The sequence below is a fragment of the Acinetobacter portensis genome (assembly GCF_010646905.1).
GTDB lineage: Bacteria > Pseudomonadota > Gammaproteobacteria > Pseudomonadales > Moraxellaceae > Acinetobacter > Acinetobacter portensis.
This window is the reverse complement of record NZ_JAAARQ010000002.1, coordinates 1,292,527-1,306,180: the sequence shown is the minus strand read 5'-3', so window position 1 is coordinate 1,306,180 and position 13,654 is coordinate 1,292,527. Positions and strand designations below refer to the sequence as shown.

Here is a 13,654-nt window from a genome sequence, read left to right as displayed (position 1 = left end):
AAATTCCTAATTTTATAATTCGAGTTCTTTAATCAAATCTTTAAATGCATCACCCAATTTTGGATGATCTAGACCATAATGCAATACCGCTTTTAAGTAACCAAGCTTACTACCACAGTCAAATGTTTGACCTTTCATACGATAAGCTTCAACGGTATCTGTGTCCTGAAGCATGGCAATAGCATCAGTCAATTGAATTTCGTTGCCCGCACCTTTAGGGGTATTTTCTAATAACTGCATAATTTTTGCAGGTAAAATATAACGACCAACTACAGAAAGATTCGATGGTGCAGCATCAATAGCAGGCTTTTCTACAATGCCTTGCATTTGAATACTATGACCCTCTGCAGGCGTCGATGCAACATCAACAATACCGTATTGGTCTACAAGATGATCTGACACAGCTTCAACCATAATCTGTGCCGATTGAGTGTTGTTAAAGCGTTGAATCATCAAACTTAAATCGTTAGTTTCTGATGGATCTTTTACCAATACATCTGGAAGTAATACTGCAAAATCTTCATCACCAACAACTGCTTTTGCACATAAAACAGCATGTCCTAAACCTAAAGGTTGTGGCTGACGTACGCTAATCACGCTGACATGTGGCGGTAAAATTTCAGTAATTTCTTTCAGAAGATCAAATTTCTTTTTATTTTCTAATGTCGTTTCAAGTTCAAAATTACGGTCAAAATAATTTTCAATTGATGCTTTTGAAGAATGAGTTACTAGAATAATTTGTTCAATACCCGCAGCAACAGCCTCACGAACAACATATTCAATTGCAGGACGGTCAACAACTGTAACCATCTCTTTTGGAATTGATTTACTTGCAGGTAAAAAACGTGTCCCTAAACCTGCAACTGGAAGAATTGCTTTTTTAATACTCATAATTTAACTCAAATTTAGTGCTGTAATTAGTTTACCTGAATCCGATCGCCACGTTGATAGCCATCTACATAATGTTCTAATTGGCTGAGTACCCAATTCACATCTTCTTCAACTGCTGTTAATTCGTTGATGTGATCGAACGTTTTAAGAATATCTTCTAAAGGATAATGCTTTTCATAAGATCTTAAAATACGGCTATGCTCTGTTGTTTCCGTGTTTTCTTGGTCAATCAATAGCTCTTCATATAACTTTTCGCCTGGACGCAAACCGGTATACTTAATTTCAATATCACCATCTTCCAATGCTTGATCTTTCACTTTTAAGCCACTGAGTGAAATCATTTGACGAGCTAAATCTTGAATGCGAACAGGTTGTCCCATATCGAGCAAAAATACATCTCCGCCCTTGCCCATTGCACCCGCTTGAATCACCAACTGAGATGCTTCAGGAATGGTCATAAAATAGCGTGTCACCTCAGGATGCGTTACGGTAATTGGACCACCTTTGGCAATTTGCTGTCTAAATAATGGTACAACTGAACCTGATGAACCTAAAACATTACCAAAACGTACAATGCTAATTTGCGTTTGATTTTGCGCTTCTGCCATTGCCTGACAATACAACTCAGCTAAACGCTTTGAAGCTCCCATCACATTGGTCGGGCGAACGGCTTTATCTGTCGAAATTAAAACAAATGTTTCAACACTTTGTTTAACTGCGGCATTTAAGCTATATGCTGTACCCACTGCATTATTTTTCAAGCCTGCAATGGGGTTACATTCAACAAGCGGTACATGTTTATAAGCTGCTGCGTGATACACCGTTTGAACTTGATATTGCTGAATCACACGCTCAAGTTTCATTTGGTCTAATACGGTTCCTAAAATTGGAACGACTTTATCTTGTGAAATTAAACGTAATTCTTTATCTATTTGATATAAAGCAAACTCTGTCATTTCATACACAATCAACAATTTCGGTTGATTTTTAATGATTTGACGACACAATTCAGAACCAATTGAACCACCTGCACCCGTCACCATCACCACTTTATTATGGATATTCTTGGCGAGTAATTCAGGAATGGGTGGAATTGGATCGCGCCCAAGTAAATCGATAATATCAACTTCTTGGATATCTGAGATGCGAACTTCACCATCTACAAGGCGAGTTAAACTTGGTAATTCTGTAATTTTTAAATGTGTAGGTTCTAAGAATTTAATAATTTCGCTTTTACGTTCACGTCCAACTGAAGGTAATGCAATTAAGATTTCATCAACCGTATCTTTTTTTAATATTTTTAAAGCGTGTTTGGCATTATGTACTTTTAAACGCCCAATCATTTGCCCCGATAAAGATGCATTATCATCAATAAAAAATACAGGTAAATGTTCATCCGATTTATTTAACAGTGCCGCTATTTGCTGACCTGCAAAACCTGCACCATAAATCGCAACACGTTTACGCAGTACATCCGACAAAAATTGTGAACGTACGACAAAACGAATCACCCCACGACTAAACCAAATCCATGCAAACATCATGAAACCAAACATGAGTGGAATAGACATTGGAATAAATGCAGGCGTTAAATATGCTAGCAAATACAAAGCAAAAACAGTCACTGATGTTGCAAGCGCTAGTTTTACAATTAATGCTTCGTTAAAAGTACGAACAATAAATTTATAAACGCCACATGCGACCAAAATTAAACTTGCAATCGCAGCCACCCAAAGTGGACCAAATGGAATATTTGGTACAGCATCTACGCCTAAATTCACCAAACGAATGGCATAACACAGCCAAATAAGTACGGGGAAAATTAGAAAATCCATCAACACCAAGAAGCTTTGCTTCACAATACGAGGCGCTGTAGATAATGGCAAAATGATTGATTTCACAGAGTAAGATTCGATCCAAGCATGTGTTGTTCTCATTAAAATGTTCATTCGAATGAAAACAATATTTTAAATGTTATACGCCAAATGATTATACCTGAGTTCATCATTTGGCGAGTTGATTTAGAGTTGAGTAAGTACCTGCTGAATCGCATCTAGCGTTTTTTGAATGCTTTGTTCCGACAAAGTTGGATGTACCAAGAACATTAAGCTTGTTCCACCTAATGCTTTTGCATTTTCTAAAGCTTTTTCAGGACGCCAATGTGTACCATCAAATGCTTTTTCTAAATACACTTCAGAACAAGAACCACTAAAACAAGGCACGCCTAAAGCATTAATTTCCGCCATAATGCGATCACGCGACCAAGCTTCAGGCAAAGCACCTATATTCACTTGCACATAACATTTATAGGCTGCGTGTACATAATCTGAAGATGGTTTTGTGACTGTAAAATACGGACTATTTTCAAATACAGATTGAATACGTGCCATATTGGCATTACGTTTTTCAGTCCAATCAGGCATCTCAATCAGCTGTAAACGACCTATCACCGCTTGCATTTCCATCATGCGCCAGTTGGTACCAAAACTGTCATGCAACCAACGGAAACCTGGTGGATGTTGTTTGTTATAAATGCTGTCGTAGTTTTTACCATGGTCTTTATACGACCACATTTTTTTCCAAAGATTCTCATCATTGGTGGTGACCATACCGCCTTCACCACCCGTGGTCATAATCTTATCTTGGCAGAAAGACCACGCACCAATATGACCAATTGAACCTGCTGGTTTACCTTTGTACATCGCACCATGCGCTTGGGCACAATCTTCAATTACATATATGCCTTTTTCTTCAGCCAATTGCATGATTGGATCCATATCACACATCCAACCTGCCAAATGCACACAAATAATAGCCTTTGTATTTGGTGTAAGAACCTCTTCAATAGTACGACGTGAAATATTTTGTGAATCAAGTTCAACATCGGCAAAAACTGGATTTGCCCCTGCTGTCACAATTGAACTTGCCGATGCTAAGAATGTACGTGATGTGACAATGACATCATCACCTGCACCAATGTTTAGAGCTTTTAGTGCAACATCCAATGATACCGTACCATTCGCTACGGCTACTGCATGTTTTGTCCCTGCAAATTGTGCAAATTCTTTTTCAAATTCACGACATTCTTGACCTGTCCAATAATTCACTTTATTCGACAATAGAACTTTTGATACCGCGTCTGCTTCAGCTTGCGTAAAGCTTGGCCACGGCTCAAATGCAGTATTTAACATGGATTTTTCCTAGTTTGAAATTTATTTCGGCTCGATAATTCGAGCTGGATTGCCCACAACAGTTACACCTGCAGGTACGCTTTTAGTCACAACAGCCCCCATACCCACAATAGCACCTTTGCCAATCACTAAAGGCTGATCTGGAGTACCTTGTTTAATCACGGCGCCTGCACCTATATAGGCATGATCTTCAATATGAATATTGCCGTTACATTTTACGCCTGGTGCAAACGTAACGAAATCACCAATAACACAATCATGTTCAACATAACTGTATAAATTAGCGTGGAAGCATTTTCCAATTTTAATATTTGAGGTAATGCTCACAAAGGGACTAATGGCACAACCTTCCGCTATTTGAGCACCATCCATTAGAACAACATTATCTGCATATACAGACCATAGTGAAATATGATCTTGCACTAATTGGTTTGCTAATTTTTCACGAACTTGACTGTTGGCGATGGCAATGAGTACCGATTTTTGTGATGCATCTTCTTGTAAAAATTGTGCATAGTTCATTGCTCGATGACCATTCACCATCGCAATTTCAGTCAATGCATCATCAATAAATACAATTTCTGATGTCGGATTTTCTGAAACATCTTGTTCACGTGACAGTTGTTGACGTGCTACGGGCATCAAGCTACGCCCGCATCCTGAGACACCATAAACTGCATATAGTTTAGTCATTTTTATGTTCCACAGTGCCCGTGAATTTTGTCATGGTGACTTCACCTTCGGCACTAATATCATCTTTTGCGAGTACTTTTTTGACTGTTTTTAGCATAATTTTAAAATCAAGCCAAAGTGACTGATGTTCAACATACCATGTATCTAGCTCAAATTTCTTTTCCCAAGAAATGGCATTGCGCCCATTTACTTGCGCATAGCCTGTAATGCCGGGACGCACGTTATGACGTTTGGCTTGCTCTTCATTATATAAAGGCAAATACTCCACAAGTAATGGACGTGGCCCAACTATACTCATGTCGCCTTTAATCACGTTCCAAAGTTCAGGCATTTCATCCAAACTTGTTGCGCGAAGCATTTTCCCAAATGGCGTTAATCTTTCGCTATCAGGCAATGGATTACCCTCTGCATCGACTGCATCTTTCATAGTTCGAAACTTAATCATTTCGAAAGGTTTACCATGCAAACCCGGACGTACTTGACGAAATAGCACAGGCGAACCTAAGTTCTTTTTCACCTTGCGAACAACAATAAAATACACAGGTGACAATAAAACCAATGCAATTGATGCAATCACAATATCGAATAATCGTTTGATCATGGCAACATTCCCATCTCTGTCATCATATGCTTATTCACTTGATGTACATCATATTTATTGAGTGCAATTTCACGTGAACGCTGTCCCATATAGCGAATGAGTTTAGGGTCTTCAATGAAATACTGCATGGTTTGAACCAAGTCATCTACCGATTTTACCGCAACCAAATAACCATTTTGTCCATTGATTACCGTTTCACGACAACCCGGTGCATCTGTGGTAATAATGGCACGCCCCATTGCCATTGCTTCCAATACAGTACGTGGCGTACCTTCTCTGTAAGATGGCAAAACGTACACCGAACTTGCTTGAATTGCAGGACGTACATCACTGAGTTTACCCCAATAATTCACGGTTTTATCTGCCACCCAAGTATCTAATTCTGCCTGAGAAATCGCAGATGGATTGTCGTCAATCCAACCCACCAAGTGGAATTCAGCTTCAGGATTTTTTTCTTTCACGATACCTGCAGCTTGTGCATATTCACGTACGCCTTTATCACCCAACAAACGTGCAATCAGTAAAAATGATGCCTTTGCTTCACCTTCGTTATTTTCAGGTAATGGCATTACATCAAAATCTTGAACATTTACACCTGAGCCATTCACCACAACCGCAGGTTTTTTCGCATCGAGTAAATGCATATCTCGAAATAGTTTCAAATCGTCAGGATTTTGGAAAAATACTTTATTGGCATGTTTTAAAGCTTGCGCATACAAACCGTGTACTAATTTCTGGAAGATGCTTCGTTTGCCCGATTCCACATTTTGAAAGGCATAACCCAAACCTGTAATAAGCGCGAATTTGTTCGGAACACCTGCAATCCAAGCGGCTAAAGTGCCATAAATGACAGGCTTAATCGTATAAGACAACACGTAATCAGGCTGAATTTGACGCATCAATGCAACCAAAGCCAATAAGGTTTTCAAGTCCTGAATAGGGTTTGTTCCTGTACGTTGCATAGGTACAGAATGAACGTGATAGCCCAAATTTTGTAATTGATTTAATTCATCTGAAAATTCATTTAAATCTGGTGCGCAAATATGAATTTCAAAGCCCTTAGTATGAATAGCTTCCAATAATTTGCCACGGAAATTCAATACAGATGGCAGAAAACTGCTGATCATTAAAAACTTCATCTGTGTTGTCTCCACATTGCCAAATATTGTTGGCTCACACGTTCAATACCAAAATTTTGTTCTACACGTAAACGTGTCGAGTGTTTTAATTGTTGCTTATCTTCAATAGATGAATTTACATAAGCCAAAATCGCCTGTGCCAAAGCATCGGCATTGCGTGGTGGAACAATCCAACCCTGTTCATTCACAATATATTTTGCATCACCAACATCTGTACTGATACAAGGCAAACCTGAAGCCATGGCTTCAACTAAAACATTCGGAAAACCTTCTGTAATTGATGTCATTAAAAAGGCATCAATTGACCGATAAAACTCAGGCATATCTGATACTTGATCGAGCAATTGAACTTGCTTTTCATCTAAGTTGTACTGTTCAAAATACTGTTTGATTTCGGGGTTTTCTAAATTTGCCCCTGCACCTGCAATTTTAAAAATAATCGGCTGATCTTTTAGTTTTGCAATCGTTTCAAATAAATATAAATAGCCTTTCGCAGGGTGATAACGCCCCGCAAAACCAATCACAATAGGCTCATGAATTTTTAGATTAGACTGATATTTTTCTAGTACCACACCATTGGCAATCACAGTTGAATTGTTATTTTTAAAACCAAATTTTTGATGCTGTTCTAAAGACGAATGCGCACAATAAATAATACCTTCGGGCTTTTTCGACAAAAACTTACTGAATGCCAAAGCCACTTTAGTGCTGATCGATTCATCTTTTGGCGATGCCAATGAATGATGAATTCCCCAAAATATTTGAAGTTTATTCTTCATCTTTAATGTCGCAAGAGAAGTCAACACATTGGCGTGATACATCCAACATTGCACGGTTTGAGGTGCTAATGTTTCTAGTAATTCTCTCAATTTACGCAGTACCGAAAAACTATTTAAACCATTCCATCCCAAAGCATAATGTGATGAACATAAAGCCAAAGCATCTGCATAAACCTCTGATGTTTTCATTAGAGAGATGATGATGTGTTCACATTCATGCTGTGTTTGCTGAATAAGGCGTGACAACATCATTTCTGCACCGCCCACGCCTGCAAAATTGGTAATCACATGAACCACTTTTTGCTTGTTCAAGATGGATTCTCCATCATCTTCAAATAGCTTTTAAGCACATTTTTCTTGTGAAATTGACTACAATGTTGTTCAAACTCAGCATCACTATAATCCACATAATCTTCAAATAAAGCCTTTTGCATGGCAGATGTCATCGCAGTTTCATCATTACATTCGACCAATAAGCCAAACTTAGAATTCACTAAAATTTCCATTGGACCACTTGGACAATTGGTACTTACCACTTTAATTTTTGATGCCAATGCTTGAATTAACACACCCGGCAAACCTTCCCAATTTGAGCTTAAAACAAAAAGATCTGCATACTTAAAATAAGCATAAGGATTTGGATCGAATCCTGCTAAATCAACCATATCTACCAAGTTTAAATCTTGAATTAATTGTTCAAGTTCAGCTCGTAACTCACCCTCACCTAAAATAAGCAATCGAGTTTCAGAATGTGCTTGATGTAGTTTTGCAAATGATTGAATAAGAAAACTAAAGTTTTTCGCTTCAGTTAAACGACCAACTGCCATCACCACTTTCGTGTTTGCTTGATTGTCTGCTTCGAAAAAGCGATGAGATGTCGGTGCTTTTAATTTTTCAAAATAAGCATCATCAATAACAGGGTTATAAATAGTGATGAGATTTTGTTTTTTATAGCTGTAATATTCACGAAAATCTTCTTGCACACCGTTCGACACACAAACAATTTGATCTGCCATTGGATACGTAAAATTGACTAAGCTTTTTAAGATGAATTTCGACAATCCTTCATTTTTCATATTTTTTGAAGGTGTAGATACTTCACGAAAAATCATCTTGGTTTTTACACCTGCTAATTTTTTAGCAAAGGCGCAAATAATATTGGTATGGGTTTGAGTCGCAACGACACAATCATATTGCTGTTTTTTTAGCTGATTTTTTAATGGAAATATGGCATTTGCAACACGTCCACAATCAAAATTGATCAGCTGAATTTTAGAGTTCACTTCAGGCAGTAACTTACCCTTTTCACCATGAATATTACAGACAGCTAAATCAATGTTTAAGCCTTGTTCAACAAAACTGTTGGCAAGTTGAATGACCGTACGCTCTGCCCCACCACCACCAAGCGTTGGTAAAAAGAACATCACTTTATTCAGCATAAAAAGACCTAAAATTTGGGAGATTAAGATTGTTTTTGATTTTGCAGTTCAATGGCACGTTGCACTCGCTCTACATAGCCTTGAACATTAGCTAAGTCTGTATCATTTGCACATGTGGCTTTAATTTTGGCTTGGTAATCTTCAAAGCTAGAAACGACCTTAGCAGGCACACCAATAGCAACAGAATTGTCTGGAATGTCTTTTGTAACGACTGAACCTGCGCCAATCACCACATCAGAACCAATCGTTACACCCGGCATAATGATGCTATTCACACCAATAAATACACGAGAACCAACTGTAATTGGGGCAAATTTTTGATAGCGTTTTCCATGTTCATCTTTGACTAAACACGTACTGCCATCATGCGTGATAAATTTCACACCCGATGTGACTGTGACATCATCGCCAATACTGACCAGAAAAGGCTCTGAACCCCAACTCTTAATGTAGATGCGACAATTATTACCCACATTCACCCCTTTTTTTCTTGCATAAGCAACGCTGCCTTTAGCAAAAAAATAAGCCAAATCAAAAATATGACATAAAATAGCTTTTATAAACTTCATGACAAAAACCTTTGATTTATGGATGGAAAAATAAGAAATTGAAGCTAACTTATTTGTTTAGAATTACGCTATTTTAACTGAAAATGCATCTTTCAGATACGATCTAAACATGGATGAATACACTGTTCAGTAGATTGAGAATCGACTTATTCTTTTAATTTTATGGCAACTCTTTTGGTTTCATCGTTAATTTTTTAACAGGTATTCCCACATAAACACCCGCTTCATTTAAATTTTTAGTCACTAAAGAACATGCACCTACCACCACGTTATCTGTGATTGTTACACCATCTAATACTGTAACTCGTGCACCGAACCAATTATTTTGACCGATCTCAATGCCTTCTTTGGTAATTGCATCTTTAAATAAAATATCAGGATCATCAAACTTATGGTTGCTAGCAATCATAATACTTTGTGTGCCAATACGCGTGTTATCACCAATTTTTAGCCCACCACAACCATTTAAAAATGATTTTGAATTGATGCTGACATCACATCCAATTTCAACTTTTCCACCAAAGCATTTGATATAGCAAGATTCACCAATAAAGCTATTATCTCCAATAATCAGCGATGCACCATTTTCAACAATTAGCGTAACATCATCACCAATATAGACGTTTTTACCAATGTGAACGTGTCCCGAAATATCAAGTTTTGTACGTTTTCCAAAGTATTTAAACTTCGTACCAAATGCCATGTTATATAAGCTTTTTCGACATGCTACAGAAAACCAATTGAGTACTTTTAAGCATTTAAAAAAGATCACTTTGGGTTTCTCCATACCACATATAAAATGGCAAAATTATAGAAAATTAAGGATGCAGGCACAGCCAACAACATATACATTTTATTGTCTATCAACATATACAATGCTGCAAATAATGCAAATTTTATAATAAGTTCAATAATTTGTAATTTAAACAATTGCTGACTATTACGTTTTGCAATCAAATATGCCGAACTTGGGGGATTACAAAATACAGCCCAATATCCCAAGGCTAAAATTTGGAAATATAATGATATACCCACCCAATGCTGTCCAAAAATCATGAGATATAAAGATTCTGGCAACACAAAAAACAGTGCGAAAAATGGCAGTGATATCACACTTAAAAACACACTGCTCTTTAACGCTTCACGCGGTGAATTTGCATGTTTAAATTTGCGAATGAAGAACTGGCGAATAGTTTGCGACATTAAATTAATGGGTACACGCAACGTCCGTTCAACAATGGAATAAAAACCAACGGCTTGATAACCAATAAAATGTGACACGACATAATAAGGTAAATTATGTGAAAAGCTGTTTAATAATGCATGTGGCGTATTTGAAAAAATGAAATCTTTATAATTTTTATAACTGCTCCAACTCACTTGATATAAGCCGTGAATCACAATATAAAACAGCACTGTACATAGCATAATGACTGAACTGACAGCATAGCTATTCACCAAGCTGATGCTCATCAGCAGTGGTAAACCAAGCTGTACAATGACCACAATTAAACTACGATAAATATTTAAAGTGGCACAAGAAAATTCTGCTTCATGCGCAAATTTATAGTTATATAAGCTTTGTAAAACCGTATTTGATAACACGCCAAAACAAATGGCTAGAATCATCGAAATATCAAAAAAGAAACTTAAAACAACTGCCGATAACGTACAGAAAATAAGGGAAAAAACAGATCCTTCGAAGATTAAACTTTTTTGATCTGCATCATCTGCAACAAGTTGTGCTTGGTCTAACCGTAAATTGGCAATGGTCGAAAGTACGCTGACAATTGCAAGTGCAACGCCATATTGACCAAAGTCATGTACAGAATATAAGCGCGTTAAAAAAGGAAGTGCGATAAATGTAATTATCGCACCAACTAATAAACTGGATGTGATTAATCCAATTGACTGATATTTTGAAACAAGCGTTCGAATGCTCATGTCAGATTTTTAACGTACCACTGCATCGCAAGTTGAATACCTTCATCAATTTTGAATTTCGGGTCATAAGCTAAATGATTTTGGATTTTCGCAATACTCGCTTGAGAATGGCGTACATCCCCTGCTCGGAAATCACGATAAACCACATCTTTATGATAATTCACTGAATTTTCAGCCAATGCAACTTTAATTGCATTAAACAAATTATTCAAAGTTGTGCGGTCACCAACAGCCACGTTATACACTTGATTTTTCGCATCATCATTTGTCGTGGTTGCTGCCAAAATATTGGCTTGAACGGTATTGTTGATGAAGCAGAAATCTCGACTTGTTTCGCCATCACCATTAATGAAAACATCATCGCCTGCAATCATAGAAGCAGTCCATTTTGGAATCACCGCAGCGTATGCACCATTTGGATCTTGGCGTTGACCGAATACATTAAAGTAGCGTAAGCCAATAGTTTTAAAACCATATGTGCGTGCAAATACATCGGCATAAAGCTCGTTGACGTATTTGGTTACGGCATATGGAGATAGCGGATTACCAATATGTTCTTCTACTTTTGGCAATGCAGGATGATCGCCATAAGTTGAGCTACTTGCTGCATAAGTAAAGCTTGAAACGCCTGCATCACGTGCAGCAGTCAACATATTTAAGAAACCGCTAATATTGGTTTCATTGGTTGCAATTGGGTCTGCAATTGAGCGAGGAACAGAACCTAAAGCAGCTTCATGTAGAACATAATCCACACCTGCGCATGCTTTTTGGCAATCTTCAAATTTACGAATATCACCTTCTTGGAAAGTGAAATTTTCCCATTGCTCGGCAGAAACCAAACTTTGAACTTCGTCTAAATTGTGCTGATGACCTGTTGCAAAGTTATCTAAACCCACCACTTTTTGGTTCAGTTTCAATAAAGTTTCTAAGAGGTTTGAACCAATGAAACCTGCAACACCCGTCACTAACCAGATTTTTGGTGTTTGTTTTAATTGGTCACAAACAACATCAAATTGGTTCATTTTTAAATTCCTAATTCTTTCAATTACAGACGAATATCTGATTCTGTTTGTGGCAATACATATTTCAAATCATATAAAACATGATTTTCTTTACCTAAAGCACGAATTTTTTCTGCACCTAAAGCCACAAATTGCTCATGTGCTACTGCTAAAATAACAGCATCATATACGCCATTTTGTAGTTCTTGAGTGGTACGAATACCGTACTCATGTTCAGCTTCGTCTGCATCAACCCAAGGATCATAAATATTTACATCAATATGATATTCTTGAAGTTCTTTCACAATATCAATAATTTTCGTATTACGAATATCTGGGCAGTTTTCTTTAAAACTCAAACCAAGTACTAAAACTTTCGCACCTTCAACCTGAATTTTTTTCTTAATCATGCTCTTCACAAGTTGAGTCACAACATAAGCACCCATCGCGTCATTTAAACGACGACCTGCCAAGATAATTTCAGGATGATAACCAATCGCTTGTGCTTTATACGTCAGATAATACGGGTCTACACCAATACAGTGACCACCCACTAAACCCGGACGAAATGGAAGAAAGTTCCATTTTGTGCCCGCAGCTTTTAACACGGACTCTGTATCGATGCCCATTTTATTGAAGATAAGTGCAAGCTCATTAATCAGGGCAATATTCACATCACGCTGTGTGTTTTCAATCACTTTTGCAGCTTCAGCTACTTTAATGCTTTCCGCTTTGTGCGTGCCTGCTTCGATCACCAATTTATAAACTTGATCAACAAATTCAGCCACCTCAGGCGTAGAACCTGATGTCACTTTTAGAATATTGCTTACACGGTGCAGTTTATCGCCCGGATTAATACGTTCTGGGCTATAACCTGCGTAGAAATCTTGGTTGAATGTTAAACCTGATACTTTTTCTAATACAGGAATACATACTTCTTCTGTGGCACCCGGATATACCGTAGATTCGTACACCACGATATCACCTGCATTTAACACCTGACCAATGCTTGTTGAAGCTTTGACTAACGGTGTTAAATCGGGTTGTTTGAATTCATCGATAGGGGTTGGAACTGTAACAATAAAAAAGTTACAGCTTTTTAAATCTTCTAAATTTGCGGTATAACTTAATTGAGTTGCTTGTGCTAACTCTTCAGGTGACACTTCTAATGTATGGTCATGTCCTGATTTTAATTCATCAATTCGTTTTTGATGGATATCAAAACCTACAACGGGCACTTTCTTGCCGAACTCAACGGCCAAAGGAAGACCAACATAACCCAATCCAATAATTGCGATTTTTAGTTCAGCGAGTTGCAACATTACAGAGCCTTATCGTGTTGTGCATATAATAAAAAAGAGCCGTTTTATAGGCTCTATGTATTATAACAGAAATCAGAATTTTCCC

The 13,654-nt window shown here is 37.5% G+C and carries 13 protein-coding genes; all 13 read right to left on the bottom strand.

Annotation, left to right across the window (positions count from 1 at the left end):
• Positions 1-12: 12 nt before the first annotated feature.
• A complete protein-coding gene (gene galU, locus GTK57_RS06170; protein ID WP_163121954.1) occupies positions 13-891 on the bottom strand; it encodes a UTP--glucose-1-phosphate uridylyltransferase GalU in 879 nt (292 codons plus the stop codon).
• Between the two features lie 26 nt (positions 892-917).
• Positions 918-2,792 carry a polysaccharide biosynthesis protein gene (locus tag GTK57_RS06165; RefSeq protein ID WP_163124627.1) on the bottom strand — a complete coding sequence of 625 codons (1,875 nt, stop codon included), beginning with the start codon at positions 2,790-2,792 and terminating at the stop codon, positions 918-920.
• Positions 2,793-2,912: 120 nt separating this feature from the next.
• Positions 2,913-4,082 (bottom strand): DegT/DnrJ/EryC1/StrS family aminotransferase, encoded by a 1,170-nt coding sequence (locus GTK57_RS06160; RefSeq protein WP_163121952.1) that lies wholly within the window; start codon positions 4,080-4,082, stop codon positions 2,913-2,915.
• Between the two features lie 21 nt (positions 4,083-4,103).
• Positions 4,104-4,775 carry a NeuD/PglB/VioB family sugar acetyltransferase gene (locus GTK57_RS06155; protein ID WP_163121950.1) on the bottom strand — a complete coding sequence of 224 codons (672 nt, stop codon included), beginning with the start codon at positions 4,773-4,775 and terminating at the stop codon, positions 4,104-4,106.
• Positions 4,768-5,376 (bottom strand): sugar transferase, encoded by a 609-nt coding sequence (locus GTK57_RS06150; protein WP_163121948.1) that lies wholly within the window; start codon positions 5,374-5,376, stop codon positions 4,768-4,770. The genes GTK57_RS06155 and GTK57_RS06150 overlap by 8 nt, the downstream gene beginning before the upstream one ends.
• On the bottom strand, positions 5,373-6,515 hold the full coding sequence (locus GTK57_RS06145) for a glycosyltransferase family 4 protein (RefSeq protein WP_163121946.1): 1,143 nt from the start codon (positions 6,513-6,515) through the stop codon (positions 5,373-5,375). The genes GTK57_RS06150 and GTK57_RS06145 overlap by 4 nt, the downstream gene beginning before the upstream one ends.
• Positions 6,512-7,606 carry a glycosyltransferase gene (locus GTK57_RS06140; protein ID WP_163121944.1) on the bottom strand — a complete coding sequence of 365 codons (1,095 nt, stop codon included), beginning with the start codon at positions 7,604-7,606 and terminating at the stop codon, positions 6,512-6,514. Before GTK57_RS06140 ends, GTK57_RS06145 begins: the two co-directional genes overlap by 4 nt.
• Positions 7,603-8,733 (bottom strand): glycosyltransferase, encoded by a 1,131-nt coding sequence (locus GTK57_RS06135; RefSeq protein ID WP_163121942.1) that lies wholly within the window; start codon positions 8,731-8,733, stop codon positions 7,603-7,605. The genes GTK57_RS06140 and GTK57_RS06135 overlap by 4 nt, the downstream gene beginning before the upstream one ends.
• Positions 8,734-8,756: 23 nt before the next feature.
• A complete protein-coding gene (locus tag GTK57_RS06130; RefSeq protein ID WP_163121940.1) occupies positions 8,757-9,302 on the bottom strand; it encodes an acyltransferase in 546 nt (181 codons plus the stop codon).
• A gap of 160 nt (positions 9,303-9,462) precedes the next feature.
• The gene (locus GTK57_RS06125; RefSeq protein WP_228720290.1) at positions 9,463-10,074 is read right to left on the bottom strand and encodes an acyltransferase; all 612 of its coding nucleotides are present in this window, start codon (positions 10,072-10,074) and stop codon (positions 9,463-9,465) included.
• Positions 10,071-11,246, bottom strand: a complete 1,176-nt coding sequence (locus tag GTK57_RS06120) for an oligosaccharide flippase family protein (RefSeq protein ID WP_163121938.1) — start codon at positions 11,244-11,246, stop codon at positions 10,071-10,073. Before GTK57_RS06120 ends, GTK57_RS06125 begins: the two co-directional genes overlap by 4 nt.
• The gene (locus GTK57_RS06115; protein WP_163121936.1) at positions 11,243-12,268 is read right to left on the bottom strand and encodes an NAD-dependent epimerase/dehydratase family protein; all 1,026 of its coding nucleotides are present in this window, start codon (positions 12,266-12,268) and stop codon (positions 11,243-11,245) included. Before GTK57_RS06115 ends, GTK57_RS06120 begins: the two co-directional genes overlap by 4 nt.
• A gap of 23 nt (positions 12,269-12,291) precedes the next feature.
• Positions 12,292-13,569 carry a Vi polysaccharide biosynthesis UDP-N-acetylglucosamine C-6 dehydrogenase TviB gene (gene tviB, locus GTK57_RS06110; RefSeq protein ID WP_152873974.1) on the bottom strand — a complete coding sequence of 426 codons (1,278 nt, stop codon included), beginning with the start codon at positions 13,567-13,569 and terminating at the stop codon, positions 12,292-12,294.
• Between the last annotated feature and the right edge of the window lie 85 nt (positions 13,570-13,654).